The organism is Bradyrhizobium sp. LLZ17, assembly GCF_041200145.1.
Lineage (GTDB): Bacteria > Pseudomonadota > Alphaproteobacteria > Rhizobiales > Xanthobacteraceae > Bradyrhizobium.
This window is the reverse complement of record NZ_CP165734.1, coordinates 6,947,748-6,972,390: the sequence shown is the minus strand read 5'-3', so window position 1 is coordinate 6,972,390 and position 24,643 is coordinate 6,947,748. Positions and strand designations below refer to the sequence as shown.

Here is a 24,643-nt window from a genome sequence, read left to right as displayed (position 1 = left end):
CGTCTTGATCGGGGCATGCGATGTCTGGCAATATGGGATCAAGGGTTTGGCGATCCTCGGCGCGGTCGCACGCGACGGTATCGGCTGGCCGAGCAGGCTTGCGGCACTTGAAAATGAAGCGCGCACAGGTTTGATGACGCGAGATTCCGTTACGGCAACTGGTCTGCCGTGCCGGATTGAAGATAGACCAGGGAGGAAGCCAATGTTGAAGACGATCACGCTCGCCGGCGCCGCGATGGCGCTTGCCCTGAGCACCGCGCCGTCCTTTGCCAAAGAGCTGAAGTCGATCGGCGTCTCGCTGGGATCGATGGGCAACCCGTTCTTCGTCGCGCTGTCGAAGGGCGCCGAGTTCGAGGCCAAGAAGACCAATCCCAATGTCAAGATCACCACCGTTGGCTTCGAATACGACCTCGGCAAGCAGGTCACCCAGATCGACAATTTCATCGCCGCCGGCGTCGACCTGATCCTGTTGAACCCCGGTGATCCCAAGGCGATCGGGCCGGCGATCAAGAAGGCGCAGGCGGCAGGCATCGTGGTCGTCGCGGTCGACACCGCGGCCGAAGGCGCCGATGCCACCGTGACCACCAACAACGTCCAGGCCGGCGAGATTTCCTGCCAGTACATCGTCGACAAGCTGGGCGGCAAGGGCGACGTCATCATCGAGAACGGGCCGCAGGTTTCCGCCGTGATCGACCGCGTCACCGGCTGCAAGAATGTTTTCTCGAAGAATCCCGGCATCAAGGTGTTGTCCAGCGACCAGGACGCCAAGGGCTCGCGCGAAGGCGGCCTCACCGTCGCGCAAGGCTATCTGACCCGCTTCCCCAAGATCGACGCTATTTTCGCCATCAACGATCCGCAGGCGATCGGCACCGACCTCGCGGCGCGCCAGCAAAACCGCACCGGCATGATCATCACCGCGGTCGATGGCGCGCCCGACATCGAGGCCGCGCTCAAGGACCCGGCGGCGGCGCAGATCCAGGCGTCCGCTTCGCAGGACCCGTTCTTCATGGCGCGGCGCGCGGTGCAGATCGGTGTCGGCATACTCAACGGCCAGAAGCCAGCCTCGACGGTCGAGCTCCTGCCCTCGAAGCTCGTGACCCGGAACAATGTCGCCGAGTACAAGGGCTGGACCTCGGACCGGTCGCAGTAACCGATCGTTTCTGATGCGTTGCGCTCTGCGCCGCTCGCGGGACCACGAGCCCACGGGCGGCGTTTCCTCGCGCGCGCACCAGATTCATCCCTAGACCACTTAGTCAGGACGCCACATAGCGAGCGCCGACCGCGTCGCCAGCTCGAGAGAGCAGGTCTAGACGGCAAACGAGGCCGGCGCTTCGCCAGCGCGATGCCGGCGCCATATTTCGTTGAAGGCGTTTTCGATGTGTCGCGTCATACCCACAGTATCGAACAGAGGCCAAGTGGACCGATGCGCCGCCAGCTTGCTCTTGAGGGCGGTTCGAAGTTCGGAATCATGCGCGATCCGAAGCGCTAGGGTCTCATATTCGTCCAGCGATCGCGTCACCAGCTCAGGAAGGCCGACAGCATTCAAGAGACTGGCTGCGACACGTCCCGCAAAGGCGGTGCCGAGACAGGTCAGGACGGGCAAGCCAGCCCAAAGAGCGTCGCTGGCCGCGGTATGGGCGTTGTAAGGCAATGTGTCGAGGTACAGATCCGCCAGCTGGTGGCGCGCCAAATGTTCGTCGGCAGCCGCGAATGGGGCGAACACGATTCGTTCGGCGGCGATGCCGCGCGCAACGGCTTCACGCCTCAGGTTCTCCCTGGCGATCGGGTCCGCATCAAGCAGCCAAAGGACGCTGCCGGCGGTTTTGCCAAGCAGCCTCATCCAGACATCGAACAGCACCGGCGTGATCTTGGACGTTCTGTTGAACGCGCAGTAGACGAATGCATCATCCGCAAGTCCGACCTCGCTCCGGGCCGGTAGCTTTGGCAGGATCGGTCGCTTTGCGTCGGTCGCCTGATAGCTATGAGGGAGGTAAATCACCTTCTCGGCGTAATACTTCTGCTCTGCTTCGGGGATCACGATCGGGTCGGCCATGATGTAGTCCATATAGGACGCGCCCATGGTGCCGGGAAAACCGAGATAGTTGACCTGGATGGGAGCCGCCCGGCGCGCCAGGATTTTCGGCCGCGCACCGGCGGTGAAGCCGCCCAGGTCGACGAGCACCTCAATGTCGAGCTGGCGTATCAGCTTGACCACGTCCTCGTCGGGAACGTGGCTGACATCATCAAAGCGTTCAAATGCGGCCTTGAGGCGGTCGCGCATCTTGCCCCGGTCGTCCGGTCCGTAGGAGATAGCGCTGACGTCGAAGCGCTCGCGATCGTGCGCCTCGAAGAGGCCAGCCGCCAAATGCGCGACGGCGTGATTGCAAAAATCGGCAGACATGTACGCGACCCGCAGCCGGGAAACCGGCGACGGAGTTCCAGGTCTCGCGGCACCTCGGTCCGGTGCGACCTCGGCGACATAGGTCTTGGCACAGGTCAATTGGTGCGCGGGAGACGACGAGGTATGAAAGAAGGTGAAGGGGTCGACCGCCACGCCGGATTCGACCGCCTCGTCCAGCGCGGCCTGTTCACGTTCGAAACTGCGCCAGTCGCCACGCTTCCGCCTGGCAGCAACGAGCTTGCTCAACGCGAACGGGAAAGCCTTGTTCAGCGCGACCGTTTTTTCGAGCGCTGCGATGGCTTCGTCGTGCCGGCCCATTTGGGCAAGGACCTCAGACAGGACGAAATGGTTATGCGGATTCGAAGGCACAAGCTCGACGGCCCTTTGGTAGCTGTCATGCGCCTGGTCCAGCTGGCCGAGCTGCTGGAACGCACTGCCTCGGTTTGCGAACGCTGCGCTCGATGGCGCGATCGCAATGGCGCGATCAAATTCCGCGATCGCGCCGCGAAGCTCCTGCCGTGCCATCAGGATCGCTCCGCGATTCACATAGGCGTCCGCGAAGTCGGGCGACAGCGCAATCGTTTTGGCAAGCCAGGCGAGCGCATCGTCTGGCTTGTTCAATGCGCGCAGCACGTTGGCATAGTTGAAAAGAACGTCGGGATTGCCGGGATCGACCCGGGCAGCCTTCTTGAGCAATGGCTCGGCATCCGCGAAATTGCCACGTTGGGCGTGCAACAGCCCCAGCATATGAAGCGCGATGGGATGCGTTCGGCTTCCCCTCAGGATGGCCGCGTAAGTCCGCTCTGCTTCCGACAGATTGCCAGAACGGTGCGCCGCAACGGCCTGGTCCAGAATAGCCGACGTATGCAGTGAAGGGGCCGAAGCTCCCTTGTTTCGGCTTTGCTGCGACATGTGATTGGGTTTCTGGATGAAGGATTTGTGCTCTGGCGAATTCGCACAAAAACTCTAGTCGGCTTTCATGGAGAGAACAACGGCCAGACCTGCGCCTCAAGGCGCGAAACGACCGTGCGGGTACCTAGATTCGCGCGCGAGAATATCGATGCCGGGCAATTGCGGTGGCCGCGATCGCAGCTATCGCGGACGTGGACCGCGGTCTGGATAGGACGGCCGTTGCACATAAGGGTTCGCCAAGCACATGGCGGAAAGTCCCGCAGCGGACGCTCTACACTCTTCCCACGAACTATACCGGCACGAAATCGAAGTGCCGCCGCCCCACTCCCACTTCTGCAGGCAAACCGGATAATCGCCGCCGAACCGTTGAGCCGCGGCTGGACCGGCCACGGACATTGCAATCCAAACCAGGAGGAGAAAGGGAAGCGCGCGCATCATGTAACTCCGACGATTTGCGACCCTAACACGGCATCTCCAATTTTCGCGCGGCGAAGATGTTCAAGCTGACCCGCAAAAAGTAGACCCCCAGCGAAACCGCTGGGGGCCTTTGGTATCGGCTCAGAATTAAGTCTTAGAAGTTACGCTGAGCGCGCAGCAGCATCTGGAGCGAGCTCTGGTCCTTCAGCTCGTACACAGCTGCCGGCTTGGCAGCGGCTGCAAACGCCGGGGCGGCGATGAAGCCCGAGTACTTCTGGTCCAGAACCGAGTAGCTCAGGTCCGCGGTGAAGGTCAGGTTCTTGACCGGGGTCCACGCGGTGTTGATGCCGACAGCCGCGAAGTTGAAGTCGGGATTACAGGTAGAACCCGCGACTGCAAGCGTAGCGAAGCCGGCGCAGATGAGTGCCTTGCCCGTATCGCCATACTTCAACTGAGCATACGCACCGTAGATGCCCGACGCCCAGTATGGGTTCCAGTTGTGGGTATAACCACCGCGGAAGCCCCAGGTCTTGACGGTATCGATACCGGTGTTCACGCCACCAATGGTGCCGAAGACGCCGTCAGCAATTCCGGCCACGCCGATGCTCTGGTACGCCGCGCTGCTGCCGCCGTACATGAAGAAGGCCTGCGGGAACAAGCTCTGGAAGTTGTACCGAGATGCGCCATCGGTGTAGACAGCCTGCAGGTTGATGCTGTCGCCAGCCCCTGTCGGGATGTTCTTGATGGACAACGCACCCTGAACCGCCCAGCCCCACTTATCGGCGGGATGGTCAGTGGGTTCGGTCGTGCCGTAGTACGCGGAGTGGATCTCATGCGCGACGGCCGAAATCTGGGCCAGACCCCAGGCCTGGTCGACGCGGACCTGACCGACGATGTCGGGCGAACGCGTGCCACCCCAATCATTGGCGCCATAGGTGCCCGTGATGAAACCAGCAGCTGTGAACCCGTTGGTGTTAAAGAGGTTCGACTGGCCACCGGCCGCCGTCGTCATGTCCTGCAACGCGATCGAAGCGGTGACGCCCTGGCCGAAGTCAGCCGTATAGGCAACCTGGTTGATGCCGGTCACGTTGTTGCTGCCGCCCGGAAGCGTATCGGGACCGCCAGCGGGATAGCTCTGCCACGGAGCGTCGAAGATCGAGACCGTCCGGCCGAAGGTGAAGCCAGCGAACTGGATGAACGCATGGTAGAGGCCGAGCGAGGCGGAACCGGTCGAAAACGCCGACGGGGTGCTGCCGGTGACCGAGGTCGAGTCCCAGGTGAAGACCAGATCGGCGAAGGTGCGTACCACGCCGTACTCGGTCGCAGTGCGCGTATCGACCGTGAGGTCCTGACGAGCGCGGCTATGGTAGTAGTCGGTCAGACGGTTGTTCGTACCGGCTGACGAGCCCTGCCGGAAGCTGTAGTCGCCAGCACCGCCCAGGATCAAGTCGGCGCGCAGATAGCCGCCCAGCTTGATGCAGGTGTCGGTGCCCGGGATGTAGTAGAAACCCGCACCGTACAGGGAGCAGATCCTCACGTATTCGACGGCCTTGGCCTTCAACGGAAGATCGGCTGCCTGGGCTCCGCCAGCGGCGACCAGACCCGCCACTGAGCCGAGCAAAAGGCTCTTAAAGTTCATGTTAACCTCCAAGTTTGCTCTCCAGGGACGGTCATTGACCGGACGGCCAATTCCCCGCTCCCCCTCTAATCACCGCTAGAGCCGATCGCGTCTTGGGACACACCCGCATAAACGCGAGGGACTTAAGCGAAAGACTTAGACGGGACGACCTCGGGATGCCCCCCTCCGTCGCAACGGGATAAGAAACGATCGGACCTGATCAATCAATGATCGATTGCCTCGGTTTGGGCAGGGAACGGCCGTTTTCCAGCGATTGTTGCACAAATATCACGATTGCTTGAACCGAAGAATGGCCTGCAAGCGCTTGATAAAACGTCGTATTTTCGCTGGAATCGTTCAATATACACTTGTCCCCAACCGCACCATGTCCGCCTCGATGGCAGGCCAAACCTGCCCGATTTCCCCGCCCGTGCCGTGATGCTTACGCGGCATCTCCATCTCAGCCATTGGTGGCGGACCAGAATCGATCCCGTTGACGTTCGGCGAGTCGTGGCGCCTGGATTCGGTCCGCATTTCCCCCCGATTGGCGGCGGTTCCGGGGAGCCTCATGCTCCACGAATGTCTTGCGAATAGGTTGCCGGCTCGACGCTTCCCGTCATATCGATTCTGCTGGAACGTGGTCGTAAAAGCGCCGACATTGCCGCAGATCAACCTTGTCCTGCGCGAACGGCATCACGTGAAAATTCTCGATTACGGACGGTATTCAATGGGCAGCTTCACCACCAGGTCGATCGTCGGGCGCCCCGGGCAGGGTATGAGGCGCCGGCTGAAGTTCGCCGCCGTGATGCTGGGTGTCGGTCTGGTATGTTCGGCAGGTGTGGCCCGCGCCGGCGATGACGATGAGGACGACGATAGAACCTTCGAGGAGAGGATCATCGACAACCTCATGTCCGGTCTCGGCGCAAAGAGCATGGAAACTCCCGGCATCGAATATCGCGAGCGGTCGCCCTTGGTGGTTCCGCCCAAACTCGATTTGCCGCAGCCGACTTCAGCCGAAGGAGCCAAGGTCGCACCTAACTGGCCCAAGGATCCCGACGAGAGGCGGCGCAGGGAAGCCGCTGCCGCAAGGAAGAAAAGTGGAGGCAACAGGGCGGTCGACCCGTATGTGGCTGCCCAACCCTTGACGCCGAAAGAACTCGATGCCGGCCGCGTAGCAGCACCACGGGAGAACTCTGATCCCGTCCAGCCGGGGGTCAGCCCGAATCAACCGACTCTGAGCCCTGCCCAGCTCGGCTACTCAGGTGGCTTGTTCGGTACGTTGTTCAAGAGCGGCAGCAGCGAACAGAAGCCGTTCACGGGAGAACCCACGCGGAGGAGCCTCGTAGAGCCGCCGCCGGGATACCAGACCCCTTCGTCCAACTATGCCTACGGCTCCGGCGCTGATGACTCGAAGCGGACCTATTTCGACGTGCTATCGGGCAAGGAGAAGGAGAAGTGAGTCGCTTCTGAGCGATTCGGAGGATTCTGCATAGGTTCGCCGAGCAGCCAGCGCTGCATGCCCTTCGCCATCGTCGCCGCCGTCAATTCCCCGCAAGCGACTATTCCAACAGACCTCCGACTACGGTCTTTTTGCGTATGCTCACGTCGGAGCATCTCGATCATCGCGATTAGCCCTGGCCACGATGACGCGCGACGGAGATGCGCCTACTCGCCTGGAGCAGCGGCACTAACAAGCGCCAGCCGCAAACCCTCATGTCTGCCCAATAGGAACGTTCACGCTCCGCTCAGTTTGTCCCGCACCTGCAATCAAACTGGAGTTGTGAAATGCGAAATACGATCTTGTCGATCTTCACGTGTGCGCTGCTCGCCGCGGCCTCGATGACGGGAGCTTATGCTCAAGGAGCCGGTGGCACTGGTGGAGCTGGTGGCGCTGGGGCCGGGGCCGGTGCAGGGGCCGGAACTGGGGCTGGAAGTGGCGCAGGAGCCGGGGTGAGCGGTGGCGGGACAACCGGAGCTGGCACGGGAGGCGTCGGAGCTAGCGGCGCAGGGAATTCCGGCATGGGGAGCAGCGGCGCAAGTGGAGGAGCCGGAGGGCTTCAAAGAAATGCGATTCATCCAGGCAGAGGAGAAGATCCTACCCACCGCTAAGGAGTTGCGGAAACGCCGTGTAGATTTTGGCGAGACAACAAATTAGACGTCTCGGCCAACGACCTCAGCCCGCCAGCGTAGCTGGCGGGCTCTTCAGACCACCTACGAGAAGCACCAATCATGCATACCATTCTGCTTTTGCTGGCGTTGGCGGCGCCGAGCCCGCCCACTGCCGACGCACCAGCCTCTCGCATATCCTATGATTACCCATGGTGCGTGATGGGAGGTGAGATGGGCTATGACTGCTCATACAGTACGAGAGCTCAATGCCTGGCGTCAGCTTCTGGCCGCTCGAACGTATATTGCGATTTAAACCCGCGGGCATCGATCCAAGAGCAACCGTCCGCAGGACGGACCGTGCACCCGCGCCGGGCACGTTGAGTGTACCCTGCCTGAACTCTGTAGATTCGCAGTGGTCCGCGTTCCTCATCGCGCGACCGCGTTGACCAGCAAAGAGCCTGCCGTTCAGTTCGCATCGTCTCCCTCGGATGCGTCGGCCTCTTGGCTACTCTTATCCCACTCCATCCGACTGGCTGTTTGCTTCAGCCGCGTTCGTTGATGTTCGTCTTGATCGTGTTTGCTTCCGCCGTTGTTGACTTTGCGCAAAGGAATCCATTTATCCCGCATCGTCGTCTGCGATATACCTAGCGCCACAGACAACGAATACTGTTGTCAAACCTATGCCTTTCGACGCGCGACTTCTTCGAGTCGCCATTGCATCGCGATCCAATCTGCCCGAACAACGAGAAGTGGTCACGGCGGTCACATGAACAACAACGAACCGGATCTACTCAACGGTCTGATCCAGCCGGCGCGACTGACGTCGGTGGTCGATGTCGGGGCCAACCCGATTGACGGTGACCCGCCCTACAAAGCGATGCTGCAACGAAGACTTTGCACCGTCGTTGGTTTTGAACCGCAGGACGAGGCGCTCGCTGTGCTCAATGCCCGCAAGAGCGACCTGGAGAGCTACTATCACTATGTCCTCGGAAACGGGCACAAGGCGAAACTGCGCTTCTGCCGAACACCGGGAATGACAAGCCTGCTGCTTCCGGATCAGAATGTTCTGTCGCATTTCGCTAAATTCGCCGAATGGGGCAGCGTGGTCAGTGAACATCCGGTCCAGACCCGCAGGCTCGACGATATCGCCGAAATCCGCGATCTGGATTTGCTGAAAATCGACGTTCAGGGCTCCGAACTGGCTGTCTTCGGAAGCGGGCGCCAAAAGCTGAAGCAGGCGGTCGCCATCCAAACGGAGGTCTCGTTTCTTTGCCTCTACAAGGAGCAGCCGACATTCGGCGATATCGACGTCGAATTGCGCAAACAAGGGTTCGTTCCCCACGCTTTTACGGCGATCAACCGGCGCATGATCGCCCCGTTGAGCGACCCGTCCAATCCGTATGCGGCCATGAACCAGTTGCTGGAGGCTGACATCGTCTATGTGCGAAACTTCATGCGGCCAGCCGAGATGACGGTCGAGCAACTGAAACATCTCGCAATGATTGCTCATCATTGCTACCGTTCGTTCGACCTTGCCGCGAACTGCGTTCACCACCTGATTGCGCGCAAGGCGATCCCCGACCAATCGATCCGCGAGTACCTGGCGTCTTTCCAGGCCCCTGCCGCGCCGACCGCGAGCAGTTCGGAAAATGCAGGTTTGTAGCCGGCGAAGAATAAGCCGCAACGCTTCGGGAGGCCAGCGAGCAAGCGTGGTTCGACCACCGGGGGCTAGTGCGAAGCACCCTGCCCTGCGCGCTCCCGGAGCCGATAGAACTGGAGCGCCGCCTTCGCGGTATTCGGCTTCAGCCGCAGGAAGCTCGCAAAGCATTGCTCCAATCGTTCTTTCGCCTCGTGGGCTGCGCCGGGCTGAAACGTCAAGATCGCCTTCGTCGCGTCCCAGGATAAACCGACGGCTTTGGCGAGAATGAGAATCTGCTCGGGCTCGGAGCGGACCAGCGCACGCTCGATCGCTCCAATCGGCAGGTCGCTCATGAGCGACAGGGCAACGGCAGTCTTGTCAAAACTTCGCTCGCCGATGAAGCCCAGCACGCGTGCCTCGTCGAGTTGCCCGACCGAATGCAGGGATTTCACCTCGGCCAACGCCCGGGCGTGCTCGCTTGAGCCTGCTCGCGCTACCGTCTGAAGCTTATTGGAGCCCTCCGCAATGGCACTCTGGATCAGAGTTGCCTGGCGTGGATCAGCCGTCTCCAACTTGGATCGCACCATCTCGGATGCATGGACAAACAATTTCAGCAAGGTCTCGCGCGGAATATCCGGGCGGGCCCAGATGCACATCGCGAGCGCGCTATTGTCTCGCGCGCGCCCGACGAGGCTGGACATACCCTGTGGCGAGAATCTGGCGCCGCCATTGCTTGCGGCCCGTACCGCAACATCGTTGTTGCCGCGTCCGACGAGGACATCGGTGACGGGTTCCGTCAACTGGGTTCGACCGGCGATGGCCAGCAGGTGATCCTGGCTCTTGGTCCTCGCGTTCTCCGCCAACGTCGCCTCGTCGAGCCGTGGCGAGTGCTCAAGTATCGGCATCGCCACCTCCGGCGCGTCGTCAAACGCCAATAGACGGATGGTCCGGCGGGGTGCGTCGGGCAATCTGGAAAGACGGCTCCCGAACGACGCCCGGGCGGCACATTCGATGGTCCGGAGCAGCGTGCTCATCACCTCGTCGAATAGATCGATCTGCTCGTTCGTAAATTTGCCCGAGCCGAACACGAAGAGATCGGCGACCTTTCGCAGGAGCTCGGCACGCTTTGACAGCTCGCGGCTGGCCAGCGTCGCCTCGAGTTGATCGATCAGGCCGTTCTCCAAGTTCATCTTCTGCATCCTGAACAATGAGCCGCCTGCGTTCCGGCGGAGATCATGCCATCACGCGACGTTCTGCACCGGCAAGATCGCCTTGAAGTCGAGTTCGGAGTTCGGCACCGGCCGCCCGAACAGATATCCTTGCGCGAAGTCTACTCCGGCCGCTTTCAAGGCCTCGAATTGCGCGGGGAGTTCGACACCTTTCGCGACCGTCGTGACATCGAGACCGCGCGCCAATGCGACGGCGGAGGCGACCACGGCGGCGCAGTCCCTTCGCGTCGCGCAGCCCTGCACGATCGCCCGGTCGATCTTGAATTTGTCGAATGGAAAGCTCTGGAGGTAGCTTGCAGCGGAATAGCCCACCCCGCAATTATCGAGCACGACGCCAATGCCCAGGTTCTTCAGCTGCCGCACCGTGAGCAGGTGAGCCGCCAGATTCCCCTCGACGAGTGCAGCGTCGGGAATTTCGAGTTCGAGCCGCTCGGGCGACAGCCCCGACTCGACCAGCGCGCACAGGACGATATCCAGGATGTTGGGCTTGTGGAACTGGACGGCGCTCATATTGACGGCGACGCGGATGTGCGCCGGCCAGGCGGACGCATCCAGGCAAGCCTGCCGCAAGATCCATTCACCAAGTGGCAACATCAGTCCGGACGCCTCGGCAGCGGCCAGGAACTGCGCAGGCGGCAGCACGCCCTTCGAAGGGTGATGCCAGCGCACGAAGCACTCCAGGCTCGTCGTCGCGCGCGTCCGAACATCAATCACGGGCTGGTAGTGCAGCTCGAATTCATTGCGATCAATGGCGTCCCGCAGTTCGCCCTCCATCCACTTTTGCGTGTCGGCAGCTTCCGTCATGTCGGTCTGGAAGATGCGGAAATCGTTTCGGCCGCCGGATTTCGTGGCATAAAGTGCGAGGTCAGCCTTCTGTAGCAACGTCTCGGGGCTGACGCCATGCTCAGGCGCAAAGGCGATCCCGATGCTGGTACCGACGCTGACGCGGTTGCTGCCGAGATCGAACGGTTGCTCGATGAGGCCAATGATCCTCAGCGCCAGTGCGATCGCACCTTCGCTCTGATTGCTTTCGTTCTCCTGGATGATCGCAAATTCATCGCCGCCGAGACGGGCCAACACGTCCGTATTGCGCAGCGACGAACTCAGTCGGCGCGCGACCTCGACCAGCAACTGGTCGCCTGCGGCGTGACCGAGCGTATCGTTGACCAGCTTGAACCGGTCGAGATCGAGCATCAGCACGGTGAATGTCGCGCCATGCCTTTGCAAACGCTTTGCCGCTTCGTCGAGCTTTTCCGAGAACACGGCGCGGTTCGCCAGACCCGTGAGCAGATCGTGCTGCGCGAGATACGCGATACGCTTCTCGTTTCTCGCCCGATCGGTGATGTCCTCATGGGTCGTGAGCCAGCCACCGTCCTGCATCATGTGCCGCGCAATCGCGACGACACGCCCGTCCGCAAGTTCTCGGGTCTCGTTGAGCTGCTTCACGTTGCGATCGAGATAGACGTCGGGTGCGACATCGACGAAATGCGTACCTTGCTCGCGACGATACTCGAGAATTTGCGCCAGCGTGATTCCGGGTCTGATCCGGCTGTAGTCAATGTGGTAAATGTCGCAATAGCGCGCGTTCGACACCACGATCCTCTGCTCCGCATCGAACATGCAAAGCCCTTGGGACATGTTGTTGAGGGCGGCATCGAAGCGCAAGTTGATGGCCTCGAGCTCCGCAGCTTTCTGCGCCAACATTTGCTCGCCACGTTTCTGCTCGGTGACGTCTTCGTGCGTCGCGACCCAGCCGCCGTCGGGCAGCGGCTTGCGCTGGATCAGGATCTGGCGGTGGTCTTTCAGCTCGTAATCCTGCTGTCGCTGTTTCGGCATGAGCTGGACATGCTGATCGACGCTCAGCGAGCTGGTTTCGCCGCGATCCTGATAGTGCTGCAATATCCGCTGCAGCGGCGTACCGGGCCTGACGAGTTCGTCCGGCAGATCGTACATCTGCTGGTACCGGCAGTTGGAAACGACCAGGTTCTTGTCTGCGTCAAACAGGCACAGGCCCTGATTCATGTTATTGATCGCGACATCGAACCGCGCGTTGATCAGCTTCAGTTCGGCGGCATTTTCGGCCAGCAGGATCTCGTCTCGCTGCCTCTCGGTGATATCCTGATGGGTCGCGACCCAGCCACCATCCAGCATCGGCGTTCGCACGATCGAGATGGTCCGGCCATCGGCGAGTGTGATGATCCTCGGAGTCCGGTGCCTTGCGCCGTCGAGGAACTCCCTGACATCGAGATCGCCTGCAACGCTCTTGTAGCCACGGACGATGCTGCTGAGCGGCGTTCCAGGCTCGACCTGCGACTCCGTGAGGTGATAAATCTCGCGATAACGACTGTTGGCGACCAGCAGCTTCTCGTCGGCATCGAACATGCTGAGCCCATGCGGCATGTTGCTCAACGCGACGTCAAACCTGGAGCTCGCGGCCGCAAGCGCATTCGTTTGCCGCCGCAGCAGAAAGGTGCCGATCAGAAGGATGGCGACGATCGCAGCAGCGAGTGGTCCAAAGGTGTAGAGATGCCGATACCATGGCTGCAGCACGTGAGCGCGCGCGTAGGTCACGACCAGAACCAGCGGCAGACCGGACACGGCTTTGTAGCCCGCGATGCGCGCGACGCCGTCGACGGGACTCGTCAGTTCGTATGACCCGACCTCGGAGACCGGCAGATACTGGTTGAACAGCGGCCCGTCGGCGACCAACATCCCCAGCACCTTGTTCTGCTCCGGCACGCGCGCGAGGATCCGCCCGTTGCGATGGAGCAGCACCACCGAGCCATTCGGGCCAAGATCGATCTTGCGGTAGATCTTGAGGAGAAAGGATTGATCCAGCGGCGCCGTGACGATGCCCGCAAAGCTCCCATCCGGGTTGCTCAAACGGCGCGACGCCGCACTGAACCATTTGTCGCCGCCCGCCGAGCGATAGGGTGGAGCAACGAACAATCCGCTGCCGGCACCATCGCGCTGCGCGACGAAGTGCGCCATGTCGGAGATGTTGTTGCGAGGCAGCGCGTGGTCGTAGGAGTGCGCAACGACCGTTCCGGATGCATCGGTCCAACCCACTGCGACAAGAATCGACGAGCTCTTGACCAGTTGCCGCAACGCGGCGTTGGCGGCACCGGGATCGGCGTATTTTCCCGACGAAGCGTCGTTGCGGATCGCCTGCGCCTCAAGCAACACGCGATCGATGTCTTCGAACGTCATCGCGGCGTGTTCGGCCAGAATGGCCGAGAGATTGAGAGCATCGGTTTTGGCAGACGCGACCGCTTCTCGATAGCGGACGGCCAGATCGACGAGAAACAAGGCGACGACGACGAACGAAAACAGCAGGCCCAGGATCGTCACAGACGATCCCGGCGATCCGGCCAGCCTTCGCCAAGCTTTCAGCATTGCGCGTCTGTGGTTCGAGCGAACGGCCCACCATCGCCCTTGCAACGCTAAGATTTGGTTGAACCGGCTATCGCAAATTGAACTCGGTAGTCCTACGGATGGATGCCGGAGGCATCTCCATACCGATCAGTACCCCACCCCACGCCGGGCACTCCGGTTAGGAATGGCGCGCAGGTATCTCCCCGGACCAGCAACGCACGCCGCCGGACGATGCTTCGCATCGCCAGCAGTGTTGCGCTGCGTCCGGGGGACCCAGACCTTAGTTCTTGCTCTTGTCGACCAGCGCGCCCTTCTTGATCCAGGGCATCATGTCGCGCAGCTTCGCGCCCACTTCCTCGATCGGGTGCTGGGCGAGCTTGGCGCGGGTTGCCTTGAACGAGGTCTGGTTGACCTTGTTCTCGAGCATCCAGTCGCGCGCGAACTTACCCGACTGGATGTCGTTCAGAACCCGCTTCATCTCCTTCTTGGTCTCGTCGGTGACGATGCGCGGCCCGGTGACGTACTCGCCGTACTCGGCCGTGTTGGAGATCGAGTAGTTCATGTTGGCGATGCCGCCTTCATAGATCAGGTCGACGATCAGCTTCACTTCGTGCAGGCACTCGAAATAGGCCATCTCCGGGGCGTAGCCGGCTTCGACCAGGGTCTCGTAGCCACTCTTGATCAGCTCGACCAGGCCGCCACAGAGCACGACCTGCTCGCCGAACAGGTCGGTCTCGCACTCTTCCTTGAACGAGGTCTCGATGATGCCGGCGCGACCGCCGCCGATGGCGGAGGCGTAGGACAGGCCGAGGTCATGCGCGTTGCCGGACGAATCCTTGGCGATCGCGATCAGGCAGGGCACGCCGCCGCCGCGTTGATACTCCGAGCGCACGGTGTGGCCGGGGCCCTTCGGCGCGATCATGAGCACGTCGAGGTCGGCGCGCGGATCCAGCAGGTTGAAGTGGACGTTGAGGCCGTGCGCGAAGACGAGCGCTGCGCCCTTCTTCATGTTGTCGTGCAGGTGCTCGCGATAGATGTCGCCCTGGAGCTCGTCCGGGGTCAGCATCATGACAAGATCGCCCCATTTGGCAGCCTCGGCGACTTCCATCACCTTGAAGCCGGCAGCTTCCGCCTTCTTGGCCGAGGCCGAACCCTTGCGAAGCGCGATCGCGACGTCCTTGACGCCGGAATCCTTGAGGTTGAGCGCATGGGCGTGGCCCTGGCTGCCATAGCCGACGATGACCACCTTCTTGCCCTTGATCAGGTTCAGGTCGGCGTCGCGATCGTAATAAACACGCATGGTCATTTCCTCATTCAGGGGCCGGAAGCGGCCGTTGGTCAGGTCTCGGGGGCGGTGAAATTTGCGGATTTCGGGGGCTGTCTAGAGCATTTTCGGCCCCCTGGGAAACCCGTTTCTGCATGGAAATCCGCGGCATCATGCATCCATGAAAACAGGGTAGAGCGATGCCAACAGCAGGATCGCCATCAACACGTTGAAGACGCGGACCAGCCGCTCGGAGGTCAGGACCGGCCGCAGCGCGCTGCCGAAGAGCGCCCAGACCACGGTTGAGACCGTGCCCACGAGCAGGCTGATCAGGGTCTGGATCGCGATGTTGATTGGAAACCGGGCAATCGCCGCATAGGCGGTGATGGTCCCGATCACGATCACCCAGCCCTTGGCGTTGATCCACTGGAACATGGCCGCGCCCCAGAAGGTCATCGGCCCGCGGGCGCTTGCCTGGCCCGGCTTGGCCGGGCCGGAGAAGGCGATCACGGCGGCGAGATAAAGCAGGTAGGCCGCGCCGGCGTATTTCAAAATCGTCTCAAGGATCGGATACGCCAGGAAGACGGTGCCGAGCCCAAGGCCGACAGCGCCGATCATGAAGGCGAAGCCGATGACGATGCCGGCGATGTGGGGGATGGTGCGCCGAAAGCCATAGGTCAGGCCCGAGGCGAGCAGCATGATGTTGTTCGGCCCGGGGGTGAAGTACATCACCACCATGAAGGCGAGAAAGGCATAGAAGAGCGAATAGGCCATATTCACCTCACGCGGTGTTCGGCAGCGCGTGCGGCCGCCTGACCAGCACCATCACCGCGATGCCGCCGATGACGGTCAGCATGCCGGCGAGGCGCAGCGGGCCGAACTTCTCGCCGAACACGATGCTGGAGGCGGCAGAACCGACGAACGGCACGAGCAGGGCGAACGGCACCACTTGGGCCGCCGGATAATCACGCAGCAGCCGGCCCCACAGCCAATAGGCAATGCTGGTGGAGATGGCACCGATCACGAGCAGGCACATGAGGCCCCTCAGCGACATGTGGATCACCGCCTGCCAGGTCGGCGCCGGCCCATCGACGGCCAGCGCGAGTGCGAACAACGGCACTGCGGAAGTGAGGCACAGCCACGCGAAGAGGTCGAACATCGGCACGCCACGGGCTCCCCGCAGCAAAACGTTGCCGATAGCAAAACTGACCGGCGCGATCATCAGCACCCCGAACGCAGCGACGCTGAAATCGTAGCCGACAGTGCCGCAGATCATCAGCAGGCCGACTGCCGCGATGACGACGCCCAGCGTCTGCACCGGCGTGGGGCGCTCACCAAATGCGAGCGCGGCGAAGCCGATGGTGAACAGCGCCTGGCTCTGCACAACGACGGAGGTCAAGCCCACCGGCACCCCATGCGCGATGCCATAGGCCTGGCTCAGGAACTGACCGAGGAACAGCGTGAAGCTGATCGCGATCAAGAGCGACCATGCGATCTTGGGCTTGCGAACGAACAGGCAAGGCACCGCGGCGATGAGGAAGCGCATCGCAGTCATCAGCTCCGGCGAAAACTCGTCGAGCGCGATCCGGCTCGCCACGAAGGCAAGGCCCCAGATGATCGCCACCAGGATGGCAATGAGGATATCGGCCAGCTTCATGCTTGCTCGCCGGCCTTGGGTTTCCGCAGCAGATAAGTGCCGTGCATCGGCGCGTGGTAGTCGACCGAGACCAGCGTGAAGCCGACATCGGTCAGCATCCGCTCCATCACCCAGCCGAAGGTGGAATATTCGTCGCGCATATGCGCCATCACGCTCTCGCGCGAGAAATCGTGGTTGTTGGTTTGGAAGTCGGCCCATTGCTCGACGTCGCGGTCGACGGCGTCGGGCATCGAGACATAAACAATATCGCGCAGATAGAAGCTCGCGCCCGGCTTCAGCGCGCGATAGATCCGCGACATCGCCACCGCCTTCCAGAAATCCGGCAGATGGTGCAGCGTGAACTCGCTGACGATCAGATCGTAGCTTTCCGGCTGGTACGAGAAGCTGAGCAGGCCCGCCGATTGCGTACGGACAGGCGCCTTGCGATCGCGGGCATAGATCTCGGCCAGCGCCAGCATCGCCGGCGAGATGTCGATGGCATCGACCTCGGCACCCATCAGCGCGGCTTCGGTCGCCAGCACACCGTTGCCACAGCCGATATCGGCGATGCGCCAGCCCCGCTGCACGCCGAGCATCTTGAGCGCGGCGCGCGCGCGCAGATCGGCGTCATCGTGGCTGTCGTAAATCGAGGCGACCGCGGGCCCGATGCCGATCCGGTTGCGCTCGTTATAGTACCAGTCGCGCGCGAGCATGGGTCACATCCCTTCGGGCCCGCGGCCGATCGCGGCAACGCCGGTGCGCGACACCTCGACAAGGCCGAGCGGGCGCATCAGATCGATAAACTGGTTGATTTTTTCGCTATTGCCTGTGATCTCGAACACAAAGCTCTCGGTGGTGGCATCGATCACGCGGGCGCGGAACGCATCCGCAAGCCGCAGCGCTTCGACGCGGTGATCGCCCTGTCCGCGCACCTTGACCATGGCGAGTTCGCGCTCGATCGAGCGCTTGGTCAGCGTCATGTCGACGACGCGGTAGACCGGAATCATGCGGTCGAGCTGGTGCTTGATCTGTTCGATCACCATCGGCGTACCCGTGGTGACGATGGTGATGCGCGAGAGATGCTTCTGGCTCTCGGTCTCCGACACCGTGAGGCTTTCGATGTTGTAGCCGCGCCCGGAGAACAGGCCGATCACGCGCGCGAGCACGCCCGGTTCGTTCTGCACGAGCACGGAGAGCGTATGCGTCTCGCTGGGATCGTGACGCTCCTCGATGAAATAGGCGGATGCGGGCTGATTCATTGTCGTCCCCTCTTGTCTCTCGTCACGCCATCGCTGGCACGTCCGTCCCGACCCAACGGCGGAACAGATCAAAATCGATGTTGCCGCCGGACAGCACGAGACCGACGCGCCTGCCTGACAGTTTTGTCTTTTCCTGAAGCGCCGCGGCGAGCGCGGCGGCTCCGGCGCCTTCAGCGAGATTGTGCGTGTCGGTCCAGTAGGCGCGGATTGCTGCGGCGACTTCGTCGTCCGTCACCTGGACGATGCGCGAGGCGCCCTTGCGGATGATGGCAAGCGCTTCCGGATCGGGAATCCGCGTCGCCATGCCGTCGGCGAGCGTATTGCTGGTCTCGGTCGTCACGATCTTCCCCGCGGCGAACGACAGCGCGTAGGACGGCGCCTCGGTCGACTGCACGCCGACAATCTCGGTCTTCAAGCCGAGCAGGTCGCGCGCCAAGATGCAGCCGCAGATGCCGGAGCCCTGCCCGATCGGCACATAGAGGACATCAAGGTCAGGCGCGGCCCTGAACAGTTCGAGCGCATAGGTCGCGACACCCAGCACGAGGTCGGTGTGGAACGACGGCACCATGTGGAGCCCGGCGAACTGCGCGCGGTGTCCGGCCTCCTCGCGCGCGGCCTGAAAGTCCTCGCCGTGCTCGACGAGCTCGGCGCCAAAGGCTTTCATCGCACGGTTCTTCTCGACCGAATTGCCGCGCGGCACATAGATCACCGCTGGAACGCCATGGCGGTTCGCGGCAAAAGCGAGGCTCTGGCCGTGATTGCCGCGCGTCGCCGAGATGATGCCGGGAACGTTCGGCCGCTCGCGCTTGAGCCGATCGAGATAGACCAGCCCGCCGCGCACCTTGAAGGCGCCGACCGGGGTGTGGTTCTCGTGCTTGACCACGACCTCGGTGCCGACCCGCTGGTTCAGCAGCGGCCAGACATGCGCCGGCGTCGGCGGCATCGCCTGCCCCACGATCTTGTGCGCGCGATCGAGCTCCCTCAGGTCGAACATCGTAGCCCTTCCATGGACCATTGCTCACACCTGTTATCCCCGCGAAGGCGGGGATCTGGTATTCCAGAAGCCCCCGAGAGTGATCGAGAGGCCTCGGCGTACTGGATCGCCCGGTCAAGCCGGGCGATGACAGCGGAGTTTGTAACGATCGCGCTCACACCAGCGCCTTGCCGCCGGCAAACGCCTTTGCCGTGGCCTCGTCATTGGCCTGCTCCGGCAACAGCATCTCATTGTGCGCCTTGCCGGACGGGATCATCGGGAAGCAATTTTCCAGCGCCGCGACGCGGCAGTCGAACAGCACCGGGCGCTTGACCGAGATCATCTCCTGGATGGCGCCGTCGAGATCGGAAGGCTTGTGCACCTGAATGCCGACGCCGCCATAGGCCTCCGCGAGCTTGACGAAATCCGGCAGCGCTTCCGAGTAGGAATGCGACAGCCGGTTGCCATGCAGCAGTTGCTGCCACTGCCGCACCATGCCCATGTACTGGTTGTTCAGGATGAAGATCTTGATCGGCAGCTCGTACTGCACCGCCGTCGACATTTCCTGCATCGTCATCTGCACCGAGGCGTCGCCGGCGATGTCGATGACGAGACTGTCGGGATGGGCCACCTGCACGCCGACCGCGGCCGGCAGGCCGTAGCCCATCGTGCCGAGACCGCCCGAGGTCATCCAGCGATGCGGCTCCTCGAAGCCGAAGAACTGTGCGGCCCACATCTGGTGCTGGCCGACCTCGGTCGTGATGTAGGTGTCCCTGCCGCGCGTCGCCTCGAACAGGCTCTGAATCGCGTGCTGCGGCAGGATGATATCGCTGCTCTTCTTGTAATACAGCGAGTTGCGGGCGCGCCACTGGGCGATCTGCTGCCACCACGCCTTGATGTCGGGCTTCTTCGCCTCCGCCTTGAACACCTGGAGGATGTCGCCCAGGATGTTGCCGCAGTCGCCGATGATCGGCACGTCGACCCGGATGTTCTTGTTGATCGAGGACGGATCGATGTCGATGTGGATCTTCTTCGAATGCGGCGAGAACGCGTCGACGCGGCCGGTGATGCGGTCGTCGAAGCGCGCGCCGACGCACAGCATGACGTCGCAATCATGCATGGTCATGTTGGCTTCGTAGGTGCCGTGCATGCCGAGCATGCCGAGCCAGTTCTTGCCCGACGCCGGATAGGCGCCGAGGCCCATCAGCGTCGAGGTGATCGGAAAGCCGGTGACCTCGACCAGCTCGCGTAGCAGCTTGGTGGCTTCGGGACCGGAATTGATGACGCCGCCGCCGCTGTAGATCACCGGGCGCTTGGCGCCTGCGAGCAGCGCCACCGCCTTGCGGATCTGCGTCGCGTCGCCTTTCACCCGCGGCGCGTAGGAGCGGTGCACGTCGGACTTGCGCGGCGGATGATAGGTGCCGGTCGCAAACTGCACGTCCTTCGGCACGTCGACCAGCACCGGGCCGGGACGGCCGGAGGTCGCGACATAGAAGGCCTCGTGCAGCACTTTTGCGAGATCGTTGACATCGCGCACCAGCCAATTGTGCTTGGTGCAGGGGCGCGTGATGCCGACGGTGTCGCATTCCTGGAATGCGTCGTTGCCGATCAGATGCGTCGGGACCTGGCCGGAGATGCAGACCAGCGGGATCGAATCCATCAGCGCGTCGGTGAGCGGCGTCACCATGTTGGTGGCCCCCGGACCGGAGGTCACCAGCGCAACACCCGGCTTTCCGGTCGAGCGCGCGTAGCCTTCAGCAGCATGGCCGGCGCCCTGCTCATGGCGGACCAGGATGTGCTGGACCTCGCTCTGCTGGAAGATCTCGTCATAGATCGGAAGCACCGCGCCGCCGGGATAGCCGAAGATATCCGTCACGCCATGATCGATGAGCGCGCGGACGATCATCGCGGCGCCGGTCATCTGGTTCGGATCGTGGCTCTTGTCACTCATTGGCTTGCTCCGGATGCGCTGTTGCCAGCGGCTTCGTTCGTGTCGGGTTCGGGAAATAAAAAAGGCCCCGAAGAGGGCCCATGCACACCGCCTGTCATGCGGATGGCAGCTAGCCACCCCCGGCGGTGTGCCTGGGTACGACGGCGATAAGGAGTTTGGTAATAATATTACGCATGGCTGGCGCTCAGCTTCCCAAAGGTTGCGCGAACATAGCGGCCAAAGCCCGGATGTCAAGGCAATGCGGCCGTTCCCGCGCGATTTTGGCAGTGTAGCGGCGTTCCCCGAGTTCGGCGAGAGCAAATTCGCGAGGCGACGCACAAAACCCCGTCATTCCGGGTCCCGCGCCGCATTGACGACAGCGGCCAGCCACCCCCTCGCCTCCTCGGGCTTCACCCACTCGAACTCGGGCAATTGGTGCCGGAACCAGGTGAATTGCCGCTTGGCGTAGTGGCGGGTATCGGCGCGCCCGATGGAGGCGGCCTCGTCCAGACTGAGCTCGCCGCGCAGGTGCCGCATCAATGCCGGCACGCCATGCGCCTTCATGGCCGGCAGAAGTGGGTCGAGCCGCCTGGCAACCAGCCGCTCGATTTCCCTCACTGCACCGGCCCCCAGCATGGCGTCGAAGCGAGCATCGATGCGGGCATAGAGCTCGTCGCGCTCCGGGCTAAGGAACACCGCGCGAAAACTGTCCTTCGGCAACAGCGGCGGCTCCCCTCGCGGTGCCAGTCGAGCAGCGAGCGGCCGGTCGCCTCAATCACTTCGAGCGCGCGCGCGATGCGGCTGCGGTCGCGCAGGTTCAATCGGTCGGCCGCGCGCGGATCGCGGCGCGCGAGTTCCGCGTGCAGCGCCTCGACGCCGTTCTGCTCCAGCCGCGCCCGTACGCTCTCGCGCACCTCCGCCGGGATCGGCGGCACGACCGAGAGCCCGGCCGTCAACGCCTTGAAATACAGCCCGGTGCCGCCGATGAAGATCGGCAGGCGATCCTGCGCCTGCGCCTCTTCGAGTGCCCTCGCGGCGTCGCTCACCCAGGCGCCGGCCGAGAAATTCACGGCAGCATCGACATGGCCATAGAGGCGATGCGGCACGCGCGCCTCGTCGCCATGGGTCGGGCGCGCCGTGATGATGCGGAGGTCGCGATAGACCTGCATGGAATCGGCATTGATCACGACGCCATTGCTGGCGAGCGCGAGCTCGAGCGCCAGGGCCGACTTGCCGCTGGCGGTCGGGCCTGCGATAAGCACCGCCTTGCCAACATGCCTTCCGCCGACTTGCCCCTCGCTCACGAAAACCTCAAATGTCCCTTGTCGCCACGCTGATCTGCAATCCCGCCAATCCCGCCCTCGACAGCACCATCGTCGACGGCGCCCGTGCCGTGCTGCCCAAGGCAGCACCGGCGCACTGGCTGTTCGACGGGGTCGCGGTCGACATTCCCTTCGGCGCGGACAGTAACCTCGAAGGCGACCGTCACGCCATCGAACAGCGGTTGCGCGAGCTTCGCGGCGACCTGCCGATCGACATCGTCGTGCAGCCGGCCGGCTTCCGGCGCAAGAGGCTTTTTCTCGCCGACATGGATTCCACCATGATCGGCCAGGAATGCATCGACGAACTCGCCGATTTCGCCGGACTGAAGGCCCACGTGGCCGCCATCACCGAACGTGCGATGCGCGGCGAGATCGAATTCGAGCCGGCACTGCGCGAGCGCGTTGCGCTTCTGAAGGACCTTCCCGCAGACGTCGTCGACAAGGTGCTGGCCGAACGCATCACGCTGACGCCGGGAGGCCGTGAGCTGGTCGCGACCATGCGCGCGCACGGCGCCTACACCTGTCTGGTCTCCGGCGGCTTCACGCTGTTCACGCGCGCGGTCGCCGCACAGCTCGGCTTCCAGGAGAACCGTGCCAACGAGCTGGTCGTGCGCGACGGCAAGTTCGCCGGCGAGGTGAAGGAGCCGATCTTAGGCCGCGCGGCCAAGCTCGCGACGCTGGTGGACTTGATGGAATCCTTCGATCTCGACGATGTCGACTCGCTCGTGGTCGGCGACGGCGCCAACGATCTCGCGATGATCCAGGCGGCGGGATTGGGCGTAGCGTATCACGCCAAGCCAGCCGTGGCGGCCGCGGCGGCCGCGCGGATCGATCACGGCGATCTCACCGCGCTGCTGTATGCGCAGGGGTACAAGCGCGAGGAGTTCGTGGAGGAATAGTCTCCTCTCCGCGGTCATCACCCGCGAAAGCGGGTGATCCAGTATTCCAGAGACAGGGCGACGATACGGAAAAGCCGCGGCGTACTGGATGCCCCGGTTTCGCAGAGCATGAAAGTGAATGTGTGGCTGCTCGTGCCGTTACTGCACGCTCAACGCCACGAACCGCAGTTCGCCATCGCCGTTCGAGACCAGCAACAGCACGGACTTCTTGCCGTCCTTCTTGAGCTGGTCGACCCGGTTCTGGATATCGGCGCCGCTCGACACCGCCTCCTGCGCCACCTCGACGATGACATCGCCGGGGGAGAGCCGCTTCTCGGCGGCATCCGAACTGGCCTCGACATTGGTGACGACCACGCCCTTGACGGTGTCCTTGATCTTGTAACGCGCGCGCAGATCCTTGCTGAGCGCGGCGAGATCGAGGCCGAGCGCCTTTTGGGTCACGGGCTTCTCCGGCGCGGGCTCGTCGGTCTTCACGGCGGCCTGCACCTTGTCGGCATCCTGGAGCCGGCCGAGCGCAACCTTCTTGGTTTCTTCCTGGCCCTTGCGGATGATGACGACGTCGACCTCCTTGCCGACCGCCGTGTCGGCGACGACGCGGGAGAGATCCTTCGGGTCCTTGACGTCCTTGCCGTCGAATTTGACGACGACGTCGCCGGGCTCGATGCCGGCGGGCTTGGCCGGACCCTTGTCGTCGACACCGGCAACCAGCGCGCCCCGCGGCGGCTTGATGTTGAGGCTCTCCGCGATCTCGTCAGTCACGCTCTGGATGCGCACGCCGAGCCAGCCGCGGCGCAACTCACCGAACTGGCGGAGCTGGTCGACGACGCCCGCGACCGTCTTCGACGGCACGGCGAAGCCGATGCCGATCGAGCCGCCGGAGGGCGAGATAATCAGGGTGTTGACCCCGACGACGTCGCCATCGAGGTTGAACAGCGGGCCACCGGAATTGCCGCGGTTGATGGCCGCGTCGGTCTGGATGTAGCTGTCATACGGGCCCGACGAGATGTCGCGGTTCTTGGCCGAGACGATACCGGCCGTCACGGTGCCGCCGAGGCTGAAGGGGTTGCCGATCGCAACCACCCAGTCGCCCAGGCGCAGCTTGTCGGAGTCGCCGAACTTCACTGACACCAGCGGCTTCGGCGGCTTGAACTTCAGCACGGCGAGATCGGTCTTCTTGTCGACGCCGACCAGCTCGGCCTTGATCTTGCTGCCGTCGTTGAGAATGACGTTGATCTCGTCGGCATCCGCGATGACGTGGTTGTTTGTGACCACGACACCGGAGGTGTCGATGATGAAGCCGGAGCCGAGCGAGTTGGTCTTGCGCGGCGTCGGGTTGTTGTCGCCACCCTTGCTGCCGCCACCGGGTCCGCGGCGGTTCTTGAAGAAGTCGTCGAAGAATTCCTCAAACGGCGAGCCGGGAGGAAGTTGCGGCATGGTGTTGCTGCCGCCGCCGCTGGTCTTGGCGTCGACGGTCTGCGAAGTCGAAATGTTCACGACCGCGTCGATCACCTTCTCGGCGACGTCGGCGATGCCCTCCGGTCCGCGCGCATAGGCCGGCGAGCCCAGCGCGCTGAAGGCGCCGATGGCGATCGCAGCCAGCCCAAATCGCAAGCGGATCGGGCGCAAGCGGGTCATGGCAATGGTGGCAGCGGTCATAGCG

General features: G+C 62.8%; 18 protein-coding genes and 2 pseudogenes. 5 read left to right on the top strand and 15 right to left on the bottom strand.

Annotated elements, in window-relative coordinates:
- The first annotated feature begins 202 nt into the window (after positions 1–202).
- On the top strand, positions 203–1,150 hold the full coding sequence (locus tag AB8Z38_RS33385) for an ABC transporter substrate-binding protein (protein WP_369721816.1): 948 nt from the start codon (positions 203–205) through the stop codon (positions 1,148–1,150).
- Positions 1,151–1,306: 156 nt separating this feature from the next.
- On the opposite strand, the gene AB8Z38_RS33380 is transcribed toward AB8Z38_RS33385, so the two are convergent.
- The 4 genes and pseudogenes from AB8Z38_RS33380 to AB8Z38_RS33365 form a co-directional block, all read right to left on the bottom strand.
- Positions 1,307–2,719 (bottom strand): UDP-N-acetylglucosamine-peptide N-acetylglucosaminyltransferase, encoded by a 1,413-nt coding sequence (locus AB8Z38_RS33380; protein ID WP_369726666.1) that lies wholly within the window; start codon positions 2,717–2,719, stop codon positions 1,307–1,309.
- Between the two features lie 6 nt (positions 2,720–2,725).
- Positions 2,726–3,313, bottom strand: a pseudogene (locus AB8Z38_RS33375) (tetratricopeptide repeat protein); the annotation flags it as partial.
- Between the two features lie 180 nt (positions 3,314–3,493).
- A complete protein-coding gene (locus AB8Z38_RS33370) occupies positions 3,494–3,748 on the bottom strand; it encodes a DUF3551 domain-containing protein (RefSeq protein ID WP_369721815.1) in 255 nt (84 codons plus the stop codon).
- A gap of 136 nt (positions 3,749–3,884) precedes the next feature.
- On the bottom strand, positions 3,885–5,369 hold the full coding sequence (locus tag AB8Z38_RS33365; protein ID WP_369721814.1) for a porin: 1,485 nt from the start codon (positions 5,367–5,369) through the stop codon (positions 3,885–3,887).
- 706 nt (positions 5,370–6,075) lie between these two features.
- Between AB8Z38_RS33365 and AB8Z38_RS33360 the strand changes: the two genes are divergently transcribed.
- The 3 genes from AB8Z38_RS33360 to AB8Z38_RS33350 all read left to right on the top strand — a co-directional run bounded on the left by AB8Z38_RS33360 (position 6,076) and on the right by AB8Z38_RS33350 (position 9,120).
- Complete coding sequence (locus AB8Z38_RS33360; protein ID WP_369726665.1) at positions 6,076–6,807, top strand: hypothetical protein; 732 nt, start codon at positions 6,076–6,078, stop codon at positions 6,805–6,807.
- A gap of 770 nt (positions 6,808–7,577) precedes the next feature.
- On the top strand, positions 7,578–7,838 hold the full coding sequence (locus tag AB8Z38_RS33355) for a DUF3551 domain-containing protein (RefSeq protein WP_369721813.1): 261 nt from the start codon (positions 7,578–7,580) through the stop codon (positions 7,836–7,838).
- A gap of 385 nt (positions 7,839–8,223) precedes the next feature.
- Entirely contained in the window at positions 8,224–9,120 is an 897-nt protein-coding gene (locus AB8Z38_RS33350) for an FkbM family methyltransferase (RefSeq protein ID WP_369721812.1), read from the top strand.
- Between the two features lie 65 nt (positions 9,121–9,185).
- On the opposite strand, the gene AB8Z38_RS33345 is transcribed toward AB8Z38_RS33350, so the two are convergent.
- The 10 genes and pseudogenes from AB8Z38_RS33345 to miaA all read right to left on the bottom strand — a co-directional run bounded on the left by AB8Z38_RS33345 (position 9,186) and on the right by miaA (position 22,066).
- Positions 9,186–10,184, bottom strand: a complete 999-nt coding sequence (locus AB8Z38_RS33345) for a DUF2336 domain-containing protein (protein ID WP_369721811.1) — start codon at positions 10,182–10,184, stop codon at positions 9,186–9,188.
- Positions 10,185–10,337: 153 nt separating this feature from the next.
- Positions 10,338–13,676, bottom strand: coding sequence for a PAS-domain containing protein (locus AB8Z38_RS33340; RefSeq protein WP_369721810.1), 3,339 nt, complete (start codon positions 13,674–13,676; stop codon positions 10,338–10,340).
- Positions 13,677–13,980: 304 nt separating this feature from the next.
- Positions 13,981–15,000, bottom strand: a complete 1,020-nt coding sequence (ilvC, locus tag AB8Z38_RS33335) for a ketol-acid reductoisomerase (RefSeq protein WP_369721809.1) — start codon at positions 14,998–15,000, stop codon at positions 13,981–13,983.
- Positions 15,001–15,135: 135 nt separating this feature from the next.
- A complete protein-coding gene (locus tag AB8Z38_RS33330) occupies positions 15,136–15,738 on the bottom strand; it encodes a LysE family translocator (RefSeq protein WP_369721808.1) in 603 nt (200 codons plus the stop codon).
- 7 nt (positions 15,739–15,745) lie between these two features.
- Positions 15,746–16,621, bottom strand: coding sequence for an EamA family transporter (locus AB8Z38_RS33325; RefSeq protein WP_369721807.1), 876 nt, complete (start codon positions 16,619–16,621; stop codon positions 15,746–15,748).
- A complete protein-coding gene (locus tag AB8Z38_RS33320; protein WP_369721806.1) occupies positions 16,618–17,313 on the bottom strand; it encodes a class I SAM-dependent methyltransferase in 696 nt (231 codons plus the stop codon). The genes AB8Z38_RS33325 and AB8Z38_RS33320 overlap by 4 nt, the downstream gene beginning before the upstream one ends.
- Positions 17,314–17,316: 3 nt before the next feature.
- On the bottom strand, positions 17,317–17,859 hold the full coding sequence (gene ilvN, locus AB8Z38_RS33315; protein ID WP_369721805.1) for an acetolactate synthase small subunit: 543 nt from the start codon (positions 17,857–17,859) through the stop codon (positions 17,317–17,319).
- Between the two features lie 22 nt (positions 17,860–17,881).
- Entirely contained in the window at positions 17,882–18,853 is a 972-nt protein-coding gene (locus AB8Z38_RS33310; protein ID WP_369721804.1) for a threonine dehydratase, read from the bottom strand.
- A gap of 154 nt (positions 18,854–19,007) precedes the next feature.
- Positions 19,008–20,783, bottom strand: coding sequence for an acetolactate synthase 3 large subunit (locus tag AB8Z38_RS33305; protein WP_369721803.1), 1,776 nt, complete (start codon positions 20,781–20,783; stop codon positions 19,008–19,010).
- A gap of 327 nt (positions 20,784–21,110) precedes the next feature.
- Positions 21,111–22,066, bottom strand: a pseudogene (miaA, locus tag AB8Z38_RS33300) (tRNA (adenosine(37)-N6)-dimethylallyltransferase MiaA).
- An 11-nt stretch (positions 22,067–22,077) separates the two neighbouring features.
- Between miaA and serB the strand changes: the two are divergent.
- Positions 22,078–22,983 (top strand): phosphoserine phosphatase SerB, encoded by a 906-nt coding sequence (gene serB, locus AB8Z38_RS33295; RefSeq protein WP_369721802.1) that lies wholly within the window; start codon positions 22,078–22,080, stop codon positions 22,981–22,983.
- 138 nt (positions 22,984–23,121) lie between these two features.
- Here the strand turns inward: serB and AB8Z38_RS33290 are convergent, their stop codons facing one another.
- On the bottom strand, positions 23,122–24,639 hold the full coding sequence (locus AB8Z38_RS33290; RefSeq protein WP_369721801.1) for a Do family serine endopeptidase: 1,518 nt from the start codon (positions 24,637–24,639) through the stop codon (positions 23,122–23,124).
- Positions 24,640–24,643 lie beyond the last annotated feature (4 nt).